Origin of the sequence: Arthrobacter sp. zg-Y844 (assembly GCF_024385465.1) — a bacterium.
GTDB lineage: Bacteria > Actinomycetota > Actinomycetes > Actinomycetales > Micrococcaceae > Arthrobacter_B.
Map to the genome: position 1 here is coordinate 514733 of NZ_JANFLS010000001.1, position 18154 is coordinate 532886.

Sequence of the window (18154 nt, forward strand, 5' to 3'; positions counted from 1 at the left end):
CGGTCGAGGTGGCGGCGGGGCTCACGGTGTTTCCTTCGTGTTCGGCTGGACGCCTCCGGGCGCGGGGGCGCGTCCTGGCAGCAGCGCCCAGAGCGCCGGCAGCAGCAGCACGGCCGCCAGCGGGTAGGCGAAATCCTCCAGCGGCGCAGCGCCGGCAAAGGCTCCGGATATGCGGTCCTCGTTGTACCAAAACAGGCCCACGCGGATCATGAGGTTGTCGAAGACGGCGGTCAGGGCCAACAGGACGACGGCGGTGACGGCCGCCGCGGCTGCGAAGTGCCGCCGGCGGTTCCGGCCCAGCAGGGCGGCTGCGCAGATCAGGGCTGCCGGTACGAGGAAGAGGGCATTGAGGGTCCAGTAGGTCACGGCCGGGTCCTCTCGCTCGGCCTGCGGGCCGGGGGTCCGCCGGCCCGGTCGGTGTTTCGTGCGGCGGCCCGTGCGCCGGTCCGGGCTGCGACCAGGCGCACCAGGCCGAAGAGCACCATGGTCAGGTAGCAAAGGAAGGCGAGGAAAAAGATCTCCTCCACGGGCAGGTGCGGTGCCAAGGTCAGGCCGAGCATAAAGGGGGTCTCGCCGCGGTAGAAGATGTCGGAGCCGATGCCGGCCAGGTCCCAGCCGGTGAAGAACAGCACCCCGATGGCCAGCACTGCTGCCGCCCTACGTGCGTCGGCGAAGAAGAACAGCCGGAACCGGTGGTCGAGGAGCACCATGCAGCCCAGGGACAGCAGCAGGAAAAGCAGGTACAGGACGCCCATTACGCCCCCGCCTCAGCGGACGGCTGCGGGGCCGCGGGCTGTTCTTCGGACAGCTGGCCGGACGGCACCTGCGCGGACCACGGAGCGGGCTCCGGCAGCGCCTCGGTGCCCGTTTCCCCGCGCAGCCGCTTGAGCACGAGCTCCGCACTGATCAGGCACATGGGCAGGCCGATGCCCGGCAGGGTGGACCCGCCGGCGTAAAGCAGCCCCTCCACCTTCCGGCTGGCGTTCGTTCCGCGGAAGAACGCGCTTTGCTTCAGGATGTGCGCCGGTCCCAGCAGGGTTCCGCGCCAGGAATTGAGGTCGGCAACGAAGTCCTGCGGTCCCACGGTGCGGCGGATGATGATGCGTTCGGCCAGATCGGGAATGCCGGCCCAGGACGAAAGCTGCTCGATGACGGCGTCGGCCATCTTCTCGATCCGGGGATCCCCTGCGCCGTCGATCCCGCCGGCTCCCAGCGACGGATCCGAAGGTACCGGCACCAGCACAAACAGGTTTTCATGTCCTTCCGGCGCGGCGTCGCGGTCTGTCGCGCTCGGACGGCAGACGTACAGGGAGGCCGGATCCGGCACGGAGGTCTCCTGGCCGAAGATCTTCTCGAAGTTGGCTTCCCAGTCCCGGGTGAACAGCAGGGTGTGGTGTTCCAGCTGCGGCAGTTTCCCCTCCACTCCGAGATGCAGCAGCAGCCCGCCGGGGCCGGGGACCCGGTGCTCCCAGTATTCCTCCGGATAGGTCTGCAGTGCCGGGGGCAGGAGGGTGGTCTCGGTGTGGTGCAGATCCGCTGCAGAAACCACCAGGTCCGCATCCAGCGACAGCAGCGAGCCGCCGGCATCCCGGTACTCCACGCCCACGGCGCGGGGCTTGCCCCGCGGGAAGCGGGCCCGGCCGCCCGTGGGGTTGTCCTGCGCGGACGTACGGATCCTGGTGACCTCGGCACCGGTGATGACCCGGCTGCCCTCTGCACGCGCCAGGTCGGAAATGACCGAGGATATCCGGTGGAAGCCGCCCATGGGATAAAGCACCCCGTCCGCCAGGTCCAGCCGGCTCATCAGGTGGTACATGCTGGGCGTGGTGAACGGCGAGGAGCCCAGGAAAACGGCCGGGTAGCCCAGGATCTGCCGGATCCGCGGATCCGTGAAACGCCGGGCAACGAAGGTGCTCAGCGGTTCCAGCAGCAGCCTGGCCAGCCGGGGGCCGCTGCGCAGGACATCGGGGCGCAGCAGCGGCAGGAACGAGGCAAACGTTGTATACAGGAACCGCTTCTTGGCCATCGCATAGACCTCTTCGGCGGACTCCAGGTATTCCTCGAGCCGGGCTCCGGCACCGGGTTCCAGCGACTCGAACAACGCAATGTTGCCGTCCCGGGTGGCGGCCACGTCCACCGGTTCTGCGGTGTCCTCGAAGAACACCCGGTACCCCGGATCCAGCCGGACCAGCTCCAGCTGTTCGGCAGCGGTGGTGCCCAGCAGCCGAAAGAAGTGGTCGAAGACCTCGGGCATGAGGTACCAGGACGGCCCCGTGTCAAAGCGGAACCCTCCGGTCTCCCAGCTGCCGGCCCGTCCCCCGGTCTCCGGCTGCTTCTCCAGCACCGTGACCTCCAGGCCTTCCCGCGACAGCAGTGCCGCGGTGGCCAGTCCCGTGATCCCGCCGCCGATTACGACGGCGGTGCGCGGACGCATTCTCATGGTTGCCTTTCGTTTCCCGGGACAGCTTGGTTTCCGCCGTCGTGCCGGAGCCCGACAGGACCGGCGACCCGGCGGGTCAGAACCGCACGCGTTGCGATGCGGACCTTCACGGGGTTCGGGACGCGCACCCTGGTGGTCCGCAGCTGTTCGGCGGGAGTGTTCCGGAGCCTGCGGGCCAATTCACCGAACAGGTCCTGGGCCAGTGCGACGGCGGCCCTGCAGTTTGCCGGCAGCTCCGCCACCGCGGCACCCGAAACCAGCAGGTCAGCATCGATGCCGGCCAGGATCCGGTGCTTGTCCGCCTCACTGAACGCTGCCACGGTGACGCCCGGGAAATAGCTGCGTCCCAGGGTCTCGAAGTCCTGCGCAAGATCCCGCAGGAAGTTGACCTTCTGGAAGGCCGCCCCCAGCCGTTGGGCGCCCTCGTGCAGCCGCTTGGCCTGGTCATCGGGCAGCGGAACTCCGTCGAGGAAACACTGCAGGCACATCAGCCCGATCACCTCGGCGGAGCCGTAGACATACTCGTTGAAGCTGGCCTCGGTGTGTTCCATCTGGTCCAGGTCCGCGCGCATCGAGGCGAAGAACGGGCGGGTGAGGTCCGTTCCGATGCCGGTTTCCCTCGCCGTCAGTGCGAACGCATGGACCACCAGATTGACGCTGTAGCCGGTGCGCAGGGCACGTTCCGTGTCCGCCTCCAGCTCATCGAGGAGCCCGCCGATCTCCGTACGGGGCACCAGTGCGGCCGCCGCCACGCCGTCGACAATCTCGTCCGCCAGCCGGACCAGCGCGTAGATGGTTTCAATCTGCAGGCGCGTCCGGGCCGGCAGCAGCCGGGAGGCCAGCCCGAAGGACGTCGAATAGGACCGGATCAGCACGGCCGAAGTCCGGCGCGCAACGGCGTTATAAAGGGGCAGGCCCTGCTCAGCTGGCACGGACTACCGTCCCCTGTTCACGGCGTCGTCAACCACTGTCGACAGGGCGGCGCGCAGCCCGGGGGTGACCGCGGGGCAGTCCAGGTGCTGGCGGGCCCGGTCTGCATATTCCCGCACCAGCTGCTGCGCATGGTCCCGGGCACCGGAGGAAACCAGCAGTTCCCGGGCGCGGGCGGCATCACGGGCGGTCAGCTCGGGGTTGCCGATCAGGCCCGAGAGTTCTGCCCATTCCGGCTTCTGTGCCACATAGGAAACCAGCACCGTCCGCTTTCCCTCGCGCAGATCCGAAAAACTGGACTTGCCCGTGGCGCTCTCCGTGCCGAAAACCCCCAGCAGGTCATCCACCACCTGGTAGGCAATCCCGATGTCCCGGCCGTAGAGGCCGAGGGTGGTAACGACGTCGTTCGATGCCCCGGCAAGCACCGCCCCGGCCTGCAGCGGCGCTTCGAAGGAGTAGACGGCGGTCTTGAGCCGCTCCATGTGCAGGATTTCGGAGATCGGCGGGGCATCCGGATGGAAGGAAAGGTCGACGTCGATCAGCTCTCCGCCGGCGGATGCGAAGACGGCCTCGTCCAGGATCTCGGCCAGCCGTAACCGGATGCCGGTGTCCACCTCGGCACTGTCCAGCATGCGGAATGCGCCGGTCAAGGCCAGGTCCCCTGCAATGACCCCGGCGGAGAGCCCGCGGTGCCGTGCGGCACCTGTTTCAACGCCTGCGGCGGCGGCCAGCCCCCGATAGACGCCGGAGACGTTTTCGTGGCCGCGGCGGGTGAAATCCAGGTCGATGACGTCGTCGTGCACGATCAGGGCCGTATGCAGCAGTTCGAAAGCGGCGCCTACCCTGGCCGCTGCCGCCGTGTCGGTACCGCCGAGGTTCAGGTAAGCCGTCAAGAGGATGCGCGGGCGCACCCGTTTGCCTCCGGCGGTCGAGTTTTCCAGTGCCTGCCACAGTGAGAGGTAGCCGGGACCCAGTTTGGCCGCGCGGTCTTTTGCCCGCTCGTAAAACCGGTTCAGAACGGTCTCGACCAAGTCCTGGCCGATAGACAGGTCGAGCGGGGGGTGCATCTGCATAGGTAAAGTAAACACGTATGGGACTAGGGGAAGAAATGACAGACGGCTCAGAACGCGTGGTTCTGGTAGACAATGACGGCCGTCCCGTGGGCACCCGCGACAAGGCCGCCGTGCACACCACTGACACGCCGCTGCATCTGGCGTTCTCCACCCACGTCTTCAATACCCGCGGCGAATTGCTGGTTACCCGCCGGGCGATGTCCAAGCTGACCTGGCCGGGAGTCTGGACGAATTCCTTCTGCGGCCATCCCGGTCCAGGAGAAGCTACGGAGGACGCCGTGGACCGGCGCGCCCGGCGCGAGCTGGGGCTCGAGGTGCGGGACCTGACGCTGCGGCTGCCGGATTTCCGCTACCGTGCCGTGGATGCCTCGGGGATTGTCGAGCATGAGATCTGCCCCGTTTACACGGCCGTGGCCGACGCCGATCCGGTCCCGGCACCGGACGAGGTCATGGACTGGGAGTGGGCGGATCCGGCGCAGCTTGTTCCGGCGGTTCGGCTGACGCCTTGGGCGTTCAGTCCCTGGCTGGTGCTGCAGCTGCCGCTGCTCTACCCCTAGATCCGGTCCGGCCTGCCTGGCGGTGTGGGGTCGGCCTGGCTGTGTGTGCGTGCTGCCTGACGGTATGGGTTCGGCCTGCTGCGCGGCAGGCGCTCAGTTTGCCGGTGCGGCGGTTTTGCTGCCCGCGAACCTCCGGGCCCAGCGGACCCAGGGGTATTCCTGGGGCCAGTGGCCGGACAGGGTGTGGAAGGCCCTGCGAAAGCGCAGGGCCACGTTTGCCCGGCTTTGCACCGCCCGCGGCGCCATTCCCACGGTCAGGTGCGGATCCCGGCGGCAGCGACGGCCTTGGCCGAGATGGAAGCTGAGGCAGACGTCGTCGTGCATCTGCGCATCGTTCCTATGCACCTCGCCGCTGACCGCTTGCCAGGTTCCGGCACGCAGAGCCAGGTTCGAGCCGAAAAACGGCCAGTGGGCCAAAGCTGAACCCATGGCCAGGTAATAGGACCCCAGATACAACCGGGAGAGCAGCAGCGCCGGGAGGCGGGGCATCCCGTAGAAAACACCGGGACCGCTAAGCACTTCCAGCTGCGGGTCGGCAGCGAAGGCTTCAGCTATGCGCGCAATCCAGTCCGGGGGCAGGACGCAATCGGCGTCACATCTCGCAATAATGGCGTCCGCGTCGAGGCCCTGAGCAGCGGCGTCGTACCCGGCACCGGCAGCGGCAGGGATTCCCGCAGCCGGTTCGAAAACCACGCGGGCGCCGAACCGCCGGGCAACCTCCGCGCTGGCATCGCTGCTGTTGTTGTCCACCACCACTATTTCCCGTGGCTGCAGGCTCTGTCCGGCCAGGGACTCCAGACACGCTTCCAGGAGGGCGGCATCATTGCGGCACGGGATGACCACGGCAACTGCCGGAAGCTCAGAAGGCATGGGCTGAGTTTAGCGTGGAGCCACTGGTTCTCCCGGCCCGTTTCCGGTGCCCACTGCCTCGGTCAGTGGTGCCGGGCTACCGTATGAGAATGATCGATGCGCTGCTCCGCCCGCCCGAGTCCCGGCAGGCATACCTTGCCGACACGGTACGTGCACTGGGAGTGCTGAGTGTCCTGACGGCGCTGGTACTGCTCGGACCGGTGGAAACGGCTCTGTTCCTGCTGGTGCTGCTGGGACTTCTGGTCTCCCGTGCCCTGGCGGTCTTCCCTGGTTTCGACGCCGCCTACGGCGTGGTGCTGCTGGCCGCGGCGTGGAGCAGCGTGGCAGACCTCTACGCCCGCATCTCCTGGTGGGATCTCGCCATCCACTTTGCCACCACAGGTGCGCTGGCCGTGATGGCCTATTTCCTGCTGGTGCAGTTCGGCGCAGTACCTGCCGTCCAGCGCCCGCACCGTCACTCCCCCTCGCTCCCCGTGGTGGTTCCCCTGCTGGTGCTGGCGTTGGGATTGGGGATGAGTGTGCTCTGGGAAATCGGTGAGTGGTGGGGCCACACGTACGTGGATGCAAGCATCAACGTCGGGTACGCGGACACCATGGGAGATCTGGCCGCCGGAGGGCTGGGCGCGTTGGCGGCCGGCCTGTGCCTGGGTTTTGCGGTCCGCCGGTCCGGAGCGCGGCCGAATGCCCCGCTGCCGCACCGCGCCCACCGCTAGCCCGGGATCGCGCGGCTGCTGGCAGAACAGGCTGTGGCCCGGCGCATCCGGGCTTAACTGCGAAGGGCATTCCGGGCAGCTGTGCTGCCCGGAATGCCCTGCACTGCCGGCGGATCACCGCCGGCTGTTCTCGCTAGCGGGAGAGGTACCGCTCGTGCTCGCTGTGGGCGCGGGCTACGGTTTCGCGGATCTCTTCTATGTCCTTGACCTTGTTGCGGTACTTGAGGTCCATCTTCAGGATGTCCTGTTCCTCATCGCACAGGGCCTTGTAGACCCGTTCCCGCTCTGCAGGATCGGCGGTGTAGGAGAGGTCCAGGTAGGAATCCGCATGGCGCCGCGCGTTGTTCACGGCGGTCATGGCCTTGCCGGCCGGGCTGACCAGGGACGCAACAACGGTCACCAGCAGGACGCCCACAATGACGGAGAGCGAGAGGCCGGTGGTGATCTCGATAACCGGAACGTGCTCGCCGCCGTTGATGAACGGCAGGGTGTTCTCATGCAGGGCGTGCAGGACAAGCTTGACGCCGATGAACGCCAGGATGGTTGCCAGGCCGTAGCTGAGGTAGATCAGGCGGTCCAGCAGTCCGTCAATGAGGAAGTAGAGCTGGCGCAGGCCCATCAGGGAGAACGCCGTGGCGGTGAAGACAATGAAGACATTCTGCGTCAGGCCGAAGATCGCGGGGATGGAATCGAGCGCGAAGAGGATGTCGGTGCCGCCGATGGCCACCATCACCAGCAGCATCGGGGTGAGGACGCGCTTGCCGTTCTCCATGGTGAAGAGCTTGTCGCCGTCGTATGTGTCCGACGTGTGGAAGATTTTGCGGGCGAGCCGAATGATGAAGTTATTGGCTTCGTCGTCGCCCTCCGTGCTTTCAGGCTTGAGCAGGTTGCCCGCGGTGATCAGCAGGATCAGGCCGAAGATGTAGAAGACCCAGGAGAAGGAGTTGATCAGCGCGGCGCCGAGAAGGATGAACGCGGTACGGGCAATCAGGGAGAAGACGATGCCGAAGAGGAGGACCTTCTGCTGGTCTTCACGCGGAACCCGGAAGCTCGCCATGATGATCAGGAAGACAAACAGGTTGTCCACCGAAAGCGCTTTCTCGGTGATGTATCCGGCGAAGTACTCGGTGCCCATCTGGGTTCCACCAAGGACCCAGACAACACCGCCGAAAATCAAGGCCAGGCCTACGTAAATGGAGGACCAAATGGCCGCTTCCTTCAGCGTAGGGATGTGCGCCTTGCGGATGTGGAAGAAGTAATCAAAGGCCAAAAGGGCCAGGATGACCGCGATGGTCACTCCCCAGACCAAGGGGGAAACAGTCATGGAATCTCTGCTTTCGTAGGGTATGCCAAAGGAGCATAGGTCTCTCCCGCCACCATGGACTGGCTGGCCGCTGAACCCGGCGGAGCGTCGGTGCTCCACGTGTTGACGGATATCTGCGTTCTGGGATACTCCCCTACGAAGCCCTCAGTCTAACAGGGCCAGGTCCGCATCGCAGTCCACGTCCCGCCCGTCGGCCAGATCGGTACAGTCCACGACATGCAGGAGCTCCGGATGGGCGGCGAGGAACGCACGGGCCCCGGAATCCGGATTGGCTCCCGGCCTCCTTTCTCCCGCAGGTTCAGCCCCTGCATAGCTTGCCTCCGGTTCCAAGCTGCGCGCGGCCAGGGAAGCATCGAGCAGAACGGGGTGTCCGCGCCGCAACTTCCCATCCGGCGCCCGGTAGCCGGCGGCGGTGATCCTGCCGGGCTGCCCCGCGGCGAGGACGCGGGAGACCACGGCAGGAGTCAATCCGGGCTGGTCGACCAGGGCCACTAGGACCGAGGTCTCCGGTTCCCGGGCCAGTGCCGCCAAAATCCCGCAACGGTAACTGGTGCCCATTCCCAGCTCCCACTGCGGATTCACGACCGGTGCAGCATCCTGCAGCCGAGCTGAGGCCAAAATGTCAGCGCTACCGGCGCCCAGCACCGCGACCACGTGGGTACACCCGCCGGCCAGGAGCACCGCGACCTGATGCTCGATCAGGGGCCGCCCGCGGAAAGGCAGCAGCGCCTTCGGTCCGCGGCCGAGGCGTCTGCCGGCACCGGCAGCCAGCAGGACCGCCGTCGTCGTTCCGATCATTGGTCTGTCCCCACTCCGGTCCGGACTTAAACAGGCAGCCGCCGCACCCTAGGTGGTGCGACGGCTGAGGTTTCGGGTTATTAGCCTTCACAGTCCTTGCAGTAGGCCAGACCGTTCTTTTCGACGGCCAGCTGGGAGCGGTGGCGGACCAGGAAGCAGGAGTTGCAGGTGAACTCGTCTTCCTGCGGCGGCACTACGCGGACGAGCAGTTCTTCACCGGACAGGTCTGCGCCGGGCAGTTCGAATCCTTCAGCTGCCTCGGTTTCATCCACGTCAACTACGGCAGACTGCTTGTCACTGCGCCGTGCCTGAAGCTCTTCGATAGAAGCCGGGCCGGCTTCTTCCTCAGTCTTGCGCGGCGCGTCATAATCTGTAGCCATATTCTCGGCTCACACTCCAAATCCGTAGTTATGTTGTTTCCGGGGCACTCGATACTAGCCGAACATAACGGTTGTACGGTCTCGTACTATTCCCATCGGCCGTTCGGCTGCCGTTTTTCTTTCTCCGGACCTTGGGCGTCCGCCCCGCGGACGCCGAAAGTGCGCGTTGTGCCGGGAAGCCGTCCGCGGGTCCATTATGCGGTCCCCCGCGCACCCTTTCCTACCCAACGTGCGTCCATCCGTGCTGGTTCCGCTTTTTCGGCGGGACTTGTTAACGGTTGAATCCGTGGCGGAGGAAGCCAATCGCTTCGGCAAACAGCTCTTCCAGCAGCTTAAGTGACTCCGGGGTAATAACGCCCTGTGTGCGCCGTTCCCACTGGGCAAAGGCGCTTCGCCCGCAGGTCAGCACTGAACCCACCAGGCAGGAGCTGTAGAACGGATCGGCGGCATCGCCCAACCGCTGCCGGATGGAAGCGACGATGCGCTGTTCCGCCCGGTTCCAGGCCTCCAGCTGGAACCGCATCATTTCCGGGTTGTCCTGGGCAATGGCGTAGAGCTCGGCAGTCACCGCCAGCCGCTCAGGGTCCGCCGGGGCGGTCAGGGCCTCCAGCATGGACTCCACGATGTTCTCGGTCTGCGGACGGGACTCGAAGTGGCCCAGCACGGTTTCCAGGAATCCTTCCATGGCCACCGTAAGCGACGCTTCAATACTGGAAAAATAGTTGAAGAAGGTCCTGCGCGAGACGCCGGCCCGCTCCGCGATGTCGTCCACCGTGAAATTGCCCGGGCCGTTACTGCGGACCAGGCTGAGGGCAGCCGCGGCGATGGCTGCGCGTGTCACCGATTTGTTTTGTTCCCGCCGTGAGGGGGCGGCTGTTTCTCCTGCTGCCACGCCAATACACTAAGTGCAACTTTGCACGACGGGCAAGGGGAACGAAAAAGCACCGGACAAACAGGTTTTCGCCTGCCTGTCCGGTGCTTCTCTTGCTCTTTGCGGTTATGCCTCAGGCTGCGGTTCGGCCGGAGACATCTTCTGCTCGCCGCCGGAGGTGTAGGAACCATTGGTTCCCGTGCTGCCGGCCGCGGAAGAACCCGTGGAGGACCCGGTGGAACCGGATCCGGTGCTGCCGGAAGAGCCGGATCCACTGCTGGAACCGGTGACCTTGGAGGCGGCATCCTTGGCGACGCCCGTAACCTTGTCCTGCAGGCCCGGGGCCTTTTCCTTCGCCCAGTCGGTGCCGTGGGAAACGGTTTCCTGCACCTTCGGGTCATTCCAAAGCTGCATCAGCTTTTCGCGGCCGCCCTTGGAGCCAACCAGGTAGCCAATACCCGCGCCCGCCAGAAATACAAACTTCTTTACCATGGTCTTCCTCTTCTCCTGCCCTCACGGGGCCTTGATAAGTTCCGTCCACTGCACCCTACCGTTCAAAACGGCAGGTTCAACAGTCAGCTTACTATTTGGATCCTAGTCAAGCAGACGGGACCGGATAAGGAAGCGTTTACCCTCAGGTGCTTCCACGGAAAACCCACTTCCCCGTCCGGAGACGACATCCACGGTCAGATGGGTGTGCTTCCAGTACTCAAACTGCTCACGCGACATCCAGAACTCCAGTTCCTCACCTGCCAGGTCGAAGACTCCCAGAAGGACGTCGGCATCTGAAGTGAGAAACTCCCCCTTCGGAAAGCACATGGGCGAGGACCCGTCACAGCAGCCTCCGGACTGGTGGAACATCAGCGCACCGTGGATGGGCCGCAGCCGCAGCAGCAGGGCCTGCGCCTGCGGCGTCAGCGCCACCCGGGAGAACGTCTCCCCGGGCAGTGCGGCAGCCGCTTCCAGCGGAGAAGCAAGCGAAGAATCCATCAGTATCCAATCACCACACGGCCATCAACACGGCCTTCTCGGAGTTCAGTCATCACGTCATTAATCTCTTCCAGGCTGCGGACGGTGATGTTGGGGTGGATCAGTCCGCGGTCGTAGAAGTCGATTGCCTCCGCCAGGTCCTGGCGGGTACCCACGATCGACCCCCGGATGGTGAGGCCCTTGAGCACGGTGTCAAAGATCGGGGCCGGGAAGTCCCCCGGCGGCAACCCGACAAAGACAATCGTCCCGCCGCGCCGGGCCATGCCGATGGCCTGTGCGAAGGCTGTCGGATGCACCGCGGTGACCAGTATTGCGTGCGCACCGCCGGTCTTTTCCTGGATAACCTCGGCCGGGTCCTCGTTGCTCGCATTGACCACAACCTCGGCTCCGTACCTCGTGGCCAGCTCCAGCTTGTCATCTGCGATATCCACGGCGGCGACGCGCAGTCCCATGGCAATGGCGTACTGCACTGCCACGTGTCCCAGACCGCCTATGCCGGAGATAACGACCCACTGACCGGGCCGTGCCTCGCTGACTTTCAGTCCTTTGTAGACCGTGACGCCTGCGCAGAGGACCGGAGCGATTTCCTGCGGATCGGCCCCGTCAGGGATGCGCGCCGCAAAACGCGCATCCACCAGCATGTACTGGCCGAAGGAGCCGTCCACGGAGTAACCACTGTTCTTCTGCTGCTCACACAGGGTTTCCCAGCCGGTCCGGCAGTACTCGCACACACCGCAGGCGTAGGCGAGCCAGGCGTTGCCCACCATGTCGCCCGGGTGCAGGTCGGTAACCCCTTCACCGACCTGCACCACTTCCCCCACCCCCTCATGGCCGGGGATGAACGGCGGAGTCGGCTTCACGGGCCAGTCACCGTCTGCGGCATGGAGGTCCGTATGGCATACACCAGTCGCCACCAGCTTGACGAGCGCCTGGCCCGGACCTGGTTCAAGCACCGCCATTTCCTCGATGGAGAGGCCTTCACCGAGTTGGTTCACTACTGCTGCCTGCATGCTTGCCATGGGGTCCTCGTTCTGTCAGCGGTTTAGGGTAATTCCAGTGGAAAGCGAGTGACACCCAAGCCTAGGCAGGTCCGCGGGCCGCTTAGAAGAACCCCTGCTTGTTTTCCGCGTAGCTGACCAGCAGGTTCTTGGTCTGCTGGTAGTGGTCCAGCATCATGGCATGGTTCTCGCGGCCGATGCCGGAGGACTTGTAGCCGCCGAAAGCGGAATGGGCAGGATAGGCGTGGTAATTGTTCACCCATACCCGGCCGGCCTGGATATCGCGTCCTGCCCGGTAGGCGGTGTTGCCGTCCCGGGACCAGACACCGGCACCAAGGCCGTACAGCGTGTCATTGGCAATGGCCATGGCCTCCCCGTAGTCGGAGAACCGGGTCACGGAAACCACCGGACCGAAGATTTCCTCCTGGAAGATGCGCATGTTGTTGGTGCCCTCGAAAACGGTGGGCTGGACGTAGAAGCCGCCGGCAAGGTCGCCGTCGAAGTGGGCCCGCTCGCCTCCGGCGAGGACCCGTGCACCCTCCTGCTTGCCGATATCCAGGTAGGAGAGGATCTTCTCCAACTGGTCGTTGGACGCCTGGGCGCCCACCATGGTGTTGGTATCGAGGGGATTGCCCTGGATCATCTGTGCCGTGCGGGCCAGTGCGTCCGCCATGAAGGAGTCATACATGGAGTCCTGGACCAGTGCACGGGACGGGCAGGTGCAGACCTCGCCCTGGTTCAGGGCGAACATGTTGAAGCCTTCGAGCGCCTTGTCGTAGAACGAGTCATCGGCGGCGGCGACGTCGGCGAAGAAGATATTCGGGCTCTTGCCGCCCAGCTCGAGGGTCACCGGAATCAGGTTCTGGCTGGCGTACTGCATGATCAGCCGGCCCGTGGTGGTCTCACCGGTGAAGGCGATCTTCCGGATCCGGTTCGAGGATGCCAGGGGCTTGCCGGCTTCCACCCCGAAGCCGTTCACCACGTTCAGCACGCCAGCCGGCAGCAGGTCCGCGATGAGTTCCATCAGGACCAGGATCGACGTCGGCGTCTGCTCGGCGGGTTTCAGCACGATGGCGTTGCCTGCCGCCAGCGCCGGAGCCAGTTTCCAGACGGCCATCAGGATGGGGAAGTTCCACGGAATGATCTGTCCCACTACTCCCAGCGGCTCGTGGAAGTGGTACGAGGTGGTGTTGTCGTCGATCTGGGAGATGCCGCCCTCCTGGGCGCGGATGGCTCCGGCGAAGTAGCGGAAGTGGTCGACGGCCAGCGGCAGGTCGGCGGCCAGGACTTCCCGGATCGGTTTGCCGTTGTCCCAGGTTTCGGCGACGGCGAGCATTTCGAGGTTGGCTTCGATCCGGTCCGCGATGCGGGTCAGGACCAGGGCCCGTTCGGCTACCGCAGTCTTGCCCCAGGCCCCGGCGGCCTTGTGCGCGGCGTCCAGCGCGAGATCGATGTCAGCCGATGTACCGCGGGCCACTTCGCAGAATGCCCGGCCGTTGATCGGCGAAATGTTCTCGAAGTACTCCCCCTTGACCGGGGCCACCCATTCGCCGCCGATCCAGTTGTCATAGCGCGGTTTGAAGGTGACTTTCGAGCCTTCGGTGCCTGGCTGTGCGTAAACGGTCATGTTGCGCTCCTTGTGCGTTCGACGTCGGTGTCGGTTGCGGACATCCCCGAGGCTACGGAGCGCAACGTTGCAAGCAGGTTGCAACGAAAGGTTTGTGCCTTCAGGCCAGGTCCCGTTCGATCCGTTCCAGGGCGGCGATGACGGCGGCCCTGCGGGGCGAGCGCGGCGGAAGCACGCGCAGGGCAAGCTGCCAGGCCTCGGCGTCGTGCTCTGCCTCCGGCAGGTGCAGGTACTGGAGCAGGGTGTCTGCACCGGCGTCGGACAGCATGGCCTGGCGCAGTACGGCAGAGACCTCGGTCCGCAGCCGGATGACGGCGGGCGCCTCCGAACGCGGCAGCACCGGTCCGCCGTACCTCCGCAGGGCCAACCGGTAGGCGCCGTGTTCCAGGAACCGCAGGACCTGTGCGGCGTCCACTTCGAGCGGACGGGCCAGGCGGTAGGGGCGGGAGCGCGGCACCAGCGGCTCGGTTCCGGCGGCCACGCCTTCCATGAGGTTGCGCAGCCGCAGCATCTCGGCGCGCACCGTGCCTGCCTGCCCGCCGTCGGGGTAGGCAAGGGAGGCCAGTTCCTCTGCCGTCAGCCCGCCCGGGTGCAGTGCCAGCACGGCCAGCAGTTCGCCGTGGCGGGAACTGAGTTCCACCGACCTGCCGTTGATATGCAGGACGGCCCGGTCCCGGCCGAGCAGCTCCAGGCTTTCCGTGGAGTCGGGGACAGGCTGCGGGGGCTTCCGGCGGGTACGACGGCGCAGCGGAGCTCCGGAGGCGGTGGATGATCCGTTACGGGTATCCCGGCGGGCCTGCAGCCGCTGGACCTGGAGCCGGGCTTCGGCGGCTGCGACAGCTGCCCGGACAAGGGCGAGCGTATGCGGAGCGACGGCTTCGGGGCCGCCGGTGACGTCCACGACGCCCAGCACGGAACCGGTGTCCGGGTCATGCACGGGCACGGCGGTGCAGCTCCAGGAGTGCACAAGCCGGCTGAAATGCTCCGGTCCGGCGATCTGCACGTCGGCCCCTGTGGCGAGGGCGGTTCCGGGCGCACTGGTGCCGACCGTTCGTTCGGACCAATCCGCGCCGGGCAGAAACAGCATGCCTTCCGCGCGGCGGCGCAGGGCAGCATCGCCGTCGACCCACAGCAGGCGGCCCAGTTCGTCGCCTACGGCCACCAACAGCCCGGAGTCCTCTCCGGGCTCCACGAGCAGGCGTCGGATTACCGGCATCACGGCAGCGAGCGGATGCGCGGCACGGTAACGGTCCAGGGCGGCGTCGTCGAACACCAACTCGGGACGCGAAACGTCCGGGTCCGAGTGGTGCTGCAGCGAACGCTGCCAGGACTCCCGGATGGAAGGCCTAAGCCGGTCCAGCCAGCCGCTGCCGGCACCGAGCGACTCGTGGGCCCGGAGGGCGTTGCGAAGCAGCGCGTCCGCCGGTATCCGCGGCAGGACACCGGACTGCCCGTTCTGGGCCAAACCTTCATTTCGCGCCGCAATGCGCACGGCCCCCGCCTATCCACGCTGATAAACGGACAACGTCTCGGAATGGACGTTGTCCGGTAGGGAACACACCTTGCTGGATATGCTCCCATGCGCGGACCGGCGGAGGCCAGAGGAACTGCAGGGTGCTGCTTACGACTACTCGCCGCGGGAGATGCGGGTCATTTCCTCGCGGTCGACCACCTTGACACGCTCACGGACGAGTTCGCCGGTCAGCGGGTCGGGGTGGATGTAGGAGGCGCCGAGGCTGCGCTCATAGGCATCCAGTTTCAGCCAGCCTTCCCAGGTGGTGTACTTGACGCCGCGCTCTTCCAACAGCTCAATGATCGACGACGGGTCCGGGTGCGTGGCGGCCGGCAGGTTCAGCCGGTCCTCGAGCAGGAAGCCGATGGTCTCCAGCGCGTCGCCCTTGGTGTGGCCGATCAGGCCCACGGGGCCGCGCTTGATCCAACCGGTGGTGTAGATGCCCGGCACCGGAGCGCCGTCTTCGTTGATGACGCGGCCGCCCTCGTTGGGGATCACGCCGCGCTGCTCGTCATAGCCCACTTCGGGCAGCTCGGAGCCGAAGTACCCGATGGCCCGGTAAACGGCCTGGACCGGGTAATCGACAATCTCGCCGGTGCCGCGGACGTTCCCGGTGCCGTCCAGCTCGGTACGCTCGAACTTCATGCCGGCGACCTTGCCCGGATCAGCGGGATCGTCATAGATCTCCACGGGGCTGTGCAGGAAGTGCAGGTGCAGGCGGCGGGAAGCTCCGGTGTCCTGCTCCTCCACCAGCCAGTTGGTGAGGGTGTTGACCATGGTCTTGGTCTGGTTGTTGGTGCGGATCTGCTCGTCGGAGCCTTCGTCGAATTCGAAGTCCTCGGGGTACAGGACAATATCGACGTCGCGCGAATGCGAGAGTTCACGCAGTTCCAGCGGCGTGAACTTCACCTGCGCCGGTCCGCGGCGGCCGAAGATGTGCACATCGGTGACCGGGGACTTCTTCAGGCCCTCGTAGACGTTGGTCGGGATTTCCGTGGTGAGCAGGTCATCGGCGTGCTTGGAAAGGATGCGGGCGACGTCGAGGGCCACGTTGCCGTTGCCGATCACTGCAACTTCCTTGGCGTCCAGCGGCCATTCGCGCGGCACGTCCGGATGCCCGTCATACCAGGACACGAATTCCGCACCGCCGAAGGAGCCTTCCAGATCGACGCCGGGCACGTTCAGCGGGGCGTCCTTGATGGCGCCCGTGGCAAAGATGATGGCGTCATAGAAGTGCCGGAAGTCTGCCAGCGTCAGGTCGCGGCCGTAGTTGACGTTGCCCAGGAATCGGATGTCCCCGCGGTCCAGCACCTTGTGCAGGGCATTGACGATGCCCTTGATCCGGGGATGGTCGGGAGCCACACCGTAGCGGATGAGCCCGTAGGGCGCGGGGTACTGGTCGAAGAGGTCAATGCTGACCTCGAAGTCCCGATCGGCTTTGGTAAGGATGTCGGCGGCGTAAACACCGGCGGGGCCTGCGCCGATAATGGCGACCCTCAAAGGACGCTGGGCGCTGTCCGCGGCAGGGTTAGTCACTGATAGTCCTTCTTCTCTTCTGAGCTTCTGGGTGCGCAATTAACACACAGTTATTTATTCTAAATGCCGGGTTCGCCACCGTCTAAACGGCTCGAAAAAACGGCTGCGGGACGCCTTGGGAATACGCACGGGTGCAGGCGCGTTAAGCCCTGCGTGCCTTTCTCAAAGCCTGTCCCCGCCCGCCGCGGCGTCCGTACCGCCATGCCCGGCGAGGGCGCCGACGCGTCCTCCGGCCTGTCCGGGGGCCCGTCCGCCGGTGCGACCGCCGGTTCGTCCGGGGCGCCAGGTGCGCCGGACCAGTCCGCTGCTCCGTCGTCGTCCGGGCCGTCGTCGTCCGGGCCTGCCGGGACGGGACGCGAGAACCTTCCCGGCATCCTCTTCGGAATTGGCGCGTACGGGCTCTGGGGTCTGCTTCCGCTCTATTTCATGGTCCTCAAGCCGGCCGGTGCGGTGGAAATCGTTGCCAACCGCGTTGTCTGGTCACTGGTGTTCTGCGCGATCCTGCTCACCGTCATGCGGGCCTGGAAGCCGATGCTTGCCGCCGGACGGAACCCCCGCACAGTAGGAACCCTGGCGGGCGCCGCCCTGTTGATCGCCGTGAACTGGCTGACGTATTCCTGGGCCGTGTTGAACGAACACGCAGTGGAAGCAGCGTTGGGCTACTTCATTAATCCGATCGTGTCGGTCCTGCTCGGCGTGCTGGTGCTCAAGGAAATACTGCGTCCGCTCCAGTGGGCCGCCATGGCAGTGGGCTTCATTGCCGTTCTGGTCCTGGCCTTTGCGTACGGAACCGTGCCTTGGGTGGCTTTGGCCCTGGCCTTCAGCTTCGGGTTCTACGGCTTGGTCAAGAAGGGCATCGGCTCGCGTGTTGACGCAGTTTCCAGCCTGACGATTGAAACGGCTGTGCTCACACCTATCGCAGTCGGCGTGATGATCTGGCTTTCGGTGACCGGAGCGGCCACGCTGACTACCAACGGGGCCGGGCATCTCTGGCTTCTGGTCGCGTCCGGCATCATCACTGCCGTGCCGCTGATCTTCTTCGGGGCGGCTGCACGCCGCCTGCCGCTGTCCACTGTGGGACTGCTGCAGTATCTGGCGCCTACCCTGCAATTCATCCTGGCGCTGACCGTGTTCAAGGAAGCGATGCCGCCCGAGCGCTGGGCGGGCTTCGGCCTCGTCTGGCTTGCGCTGGTGATGCTGACGGTCGACATGATCGGCGGACCCCGCCGCAACCGGCGGCTGCGTGCTGCGGCGGCTGTCTAGGGGTTAGTTCAGCGAAGCAGATGTCCTAACCACGCCCACCCGGCCGTCCCGAACCACCCCGATCGGGCCTGCTCCGGCGGACTGTGTGGTTAGGGGCGGACTGTGTGGTTAGGGGCGGTCTGTGTGGTTAGGGGCGGTCTGGCGAGGTTATCCGCGCGGTTGCGTTGTTAGAGGCCGTCTGGCGAGGTTAGGGGCGGTCTGCCGACTAGTCCTCCCCCGCTTCGCCCTGGACAGCGCGTCTTGATCGTTGTCCCCAACGCGGGGGCCTACC

General features: G+C 65.6%; 19 protein-coding genes. 3 read left to right on the top strand and 16 right to left on the bottom strand.

Features of this window, described 5'->3' with window-relative positions:
* Positions 1–21 precede the first annotated feature (21 nt).
* From NNX35_RS02405 to NNX35_RS02425, 5 genes are read right to left on the bottom strand one after another with little or no spacing between them, the layout of a single operon-like run.
* Positions 22–366, bottom strand: a complete 345-nt coding sequence (locus NNX35_RS02405) for a lycopene cyclase domain-containing protein (RefSeq protein WP_255866869.1) — start codon at positions 364–366, stop codon at positions 22–24.
* Complete coding sequence (locus NNX35_RS02410) at positions 363–755, bottom strand: lycopene cyclase domain-containing protein (RefSeq protein ID WP_255866870.1); 393 nt, start codon at positions 753–755, stop codon at positions 363–365. Before NNX35_RS02410 ends, NNX35_RS02405 begins: the two co-directional genes overlap by 4 nt.
* Positions 755–2434, bottom strand: coding sequence for a phytoene desaturase family protein (gene crtI / locus NNX35_RS02415; protein ID WP_255867300.1), 1680 nt, complete (start codon positions 2432–2434; stop codon positions 755–757). Before crtI ends, NNX35_RS02410 begins: the two co-directional genes overlap by 1 nt.
* Before the next feature lie 2 nt (positions 2435–2436).
* On the bottom strand, positions 2437–3372 hold the full coding sequence (locus NNX35_RS02420) for a squalene/phytoene synthase family protein (protein WP_255866871.1): 936 nt from the start codon (positions 3370–3372) through the stop codon (positions 2437–2439).
* 3 nt (positions 3373–3375) lie between these two features.
* Positions 3376–4443 carry a polyprenyl synthetase family protein gene (locus NNX35_RS02425; protein WP_255866872.1) on the bottom strand — a complete coding sequence of 356 codons (1068 nt, stop codon included), beginning with the start codon at positions 4441–4443 and terminating at the stop codon, positions 3376–3378.
* Positions 4444–4478: 35 nt separating this feature from the next.
* Here NNX35_RS02425 and idi point away from each other — a divergent pair, with 35 nt between their 5' ends.
* The gene (idi, locus tag NNX35_RS02430) at positions 4479–5000 is read left to right on the top strand and encodes an isopentenyl-diphosphate Delta-isomerase (RefSeq protein WP_255866873.1); all 522 of its coding nucleotides are present in this window, start codon (positions 4479–4481) and stop codon (positions 4998–5000) included.
* Between the two features lie 93 nt (positions 5001–5093).
* Here idi and NNX35_RS02435 read toward each other — a convergent pair whose 3' ends face one another.
* On the bottom strand, positions 5094–5870 hold the full coding sequence (locus tag NNX35_RS02435; protein WP_255866874.1) for a glycosyltransferase family A protein: 777 nt from the start codon (positions 5868–5870) through the stop codon (positions 5094–5096).
* An 89-nt stretch (positions 5871–5959) separates the two neighbouring features.
* Here NNX35_RS02435 and NNX35_RS02440 point away from each other — a divergent pair, with 89 nt between their 5' ends.
* Positions 5960–6583 (top strand): hypothetical protein, encoded by a 624-nt coding sequence (locus NNX35_RS02440; protein WP_255866875.1) that lies wholly within the window; start codon positions 5960–5962, stop codon positions 6581–6583.
* A gap of 133 nt (positions 6584–6716) precedes the next feature.
* Here the strand turns inward: NNX35_RS02440 and NNX35_RS02445 are convergent, their stop codons facing one another.
* From NNX35_RS02445 to NNX35_RS02490, 10 genes are all read right to left on the bottom strand, one after another.
* Entirely contained in the window at positions 6717–7907 is a 1191-nt protein-coding gene (locus NNX35_RS02445; RefSeq protein ID WP_255764953.1) for a TerC family protein, read from the bottom strand.
* Positions 7908–8051: 144 nt separating this feature from the next.
* Entirely contained in the window at positions 8052–8705 is a 654-nt protein-coding gene (locus NNX35_RS02450) for an NTP transferase domain-containing protein (protein WP_255862606.1), read from the bottom strand.
* Positions 8706–8785: 80 nt separating this feature from the next.
* Positions 8786–9085 carry a DUF4193 domain-containing protein gene (locus NNX35_RS02455; protein ID WP_146360892.1) on the bottom strand — a complete coding sequence of 100 codons (300 nt, stop codon included), beginning with the start codon at positions 9083–9085 and terminating at the stop codon, positions 8786–8788.
* Positions 9086–9356: 271 nt separating this feature from the next.
* Entirely contained in the window at positions 9357–9926 is a 570-nt protein-coding gene (locus NNX35_RS02460) for a TetR/AcrR family transcriptional regulator (protein WP_255866876.1), read from the bottom strand.
* Between the two features lie 156 nt (positions 9927–10082).
* On the bottom strand, positions 10083–10448 hold the full coding sequence (locus tag NNX35_RS02465; protein WP_255764956.1) for a hypothetical protein: 366 nt from the start codon (positions 10446–10448) through the stop codon (positions 10083–10085).
* A 102-nt stretch (positions 10449–10550) separates the two neighbouring features.
* Positions 10551–10946: a DUF779 domain-containing protein gene (locus tag NNX35_RS02470; RefSeq protein ID WP_255764957.1), complete on the bottom strand. Its 396-nt coding sequence runs from the start codon at positions 10944–10946 to the stop codon at positions 10551–10553.
* The gene (adhP, locus tag NNX35_RS02475; RefSeq protein WP_255764958.1) at positions 10946–11965 is read right to left on the bottom strand and encodes an alcohol dehydrogenase AdhP; all 1020 of its coding nucleotides are present in this window, start codon (positions 11963–11965) and stop codon (positions 10946–10948) included. Before adhP ends, NNX35_RS02470 begins: the two co-directional genes overlap by 1 nt.
* Before the next feature lie 82 nt (positions 11966–12047).
* Positions 12048–13571, bottom strand: a complete 1524-nt coding sequence (locus tag NNX35_RS02480) for an aldehyde dehydrogenase family protein (protein ID WP_255764959.1) — start codon at positions 13569–13571, stop codon at positions 12048–12050.
* Positions 13572–13671: 100 nt separating this feature from the next.
* Complete coding sequence (locus NNX35_RS02485) at positions 13672–15036, bottom strand: GAF domain-containing protein (RefSeq protein WP_255866877.1); 1365 nt, start codon at positions 15034–15036, stop codon at positions 13672–13674.
* Positions 15037–15198: 162 nt separating this feature from the next.
* The gene (locus NNX35_RS02490) at positions 15199–16620 is read right to left on the bottom strand and encodes an FAD-dependent oxidoreductase (RefSeq protein WP_229950156.1); all 1422 of its coding nucleotides are present in this window, start codon (positions 16618–16620) and stop codon (positions 15199–15201) included.
* A 153-nt stretch (positions 16621–16773) separates the two neighbouring features.
* Between NNX35_RS02490 and rarD the strand changes: the two genes are divergently transcribed.
* Positions 16774–17883 (top strand): EamA family transporter RarD, encoded by a 1110-nt coding sequence (gene rarD, locus NNX35_RS02495; RefSeq protein WP_255866879.1) that lies wholly within the window; start codon positions 16774–16776, stop codon positions 17881–17883.
* The last annotated feature ends 271 nt before the right edge of the window (positions 17884–18154 follow it).

Coding starts and splice junctions, on each gene's coding strand:
- NNX35_RS02450 (WP_255862606.1), bottom strand. CDS start 8,705: ATGATCGGAACGACGACGGCGGTCCTGCTGGCTGCCGGTGCCGGCAGA.
- idi (WP_255866873.1), top strand. CDS start 4,479: ATGACAGACGGCTCAGAACGCGTGGTTCTGGTAGACAATGACGGCCGT.
- NNX35_RS02435 (WP_255866874.1), bottom strand. CDS start 5,870: ATGCCTTCTGAGCTTCCGGCAGTTGCCGTGGTCATCCCGTGCCGCAAT.
- NNX35_RS02410 (WP_255866870.1), bottom strand. CDS start 755: ATGGGCGTCCTGTACCTGCTTTTCCTGCTGCTGTCCCTGGGCTGCATG.
- NNX35_RS02465 (WP_255764956.1), bottom strand. CDS start 10,448: ATGGTAAAGAAGTTTGTATTTCTGGCGGGCGCGGGTATTGGCTACCTG.
- crtI (WP_255867300.1), bottom strand. CDS start 2,434: ATGCGTCCGCGCACCGCCGTCGTAATCGGCGGCGGGATCACGGGACTG.
- NNX35_RS02445 (WP_255764953.1), bottom strand. CDS start 7,907: ATGACTGTTTCCCCCTTGGTCTGGGGAGTGACCATCGCGGTCATCCTG.
- NNX35_RS02470 (WP_255764957.1), bottom strand. CDS start 10,946: ATGGATTCTTCGCTTGCTTCTCCGCTGGAAGCGGCTGCCGCACTGCCC.
- NNX35_RS02440 (WP_255866875.1), top strand. CDS start 5,960: ATGATCGATGCGCTGCTCCGCCCGCCCGAGTCCCGGCAGGCATACCTT.
- adhP (WP_255764958.1), bottom strand. CDS start 11,965: ATGGCAAGCATGCAGGCAGCAGTAGTGAACCAACTCGGTGAAGGCCTC.
- NNX35_RS02455 (WP_146360892.1), bottom strand. CDS start 9,085: ATGGCTACAGATTATGACGCGCCGCGCAAGACTGAGGAAGAAGCCGGC.
- NNX35_RS02480 (WP_255764959.1), bottom strand. CDS start 13,571: ATGACCGTTTACGCACAGCCAGGCACCGAAGGCTCGAAAGTCACCTTC.
- NNX35_RS02425 (WP_255866872.1), bottom strand. CDS start 4,443: ATGCAGATGCACCCCCCGCTCGACCTGTCTATCGGCCAGGACTTGGTC.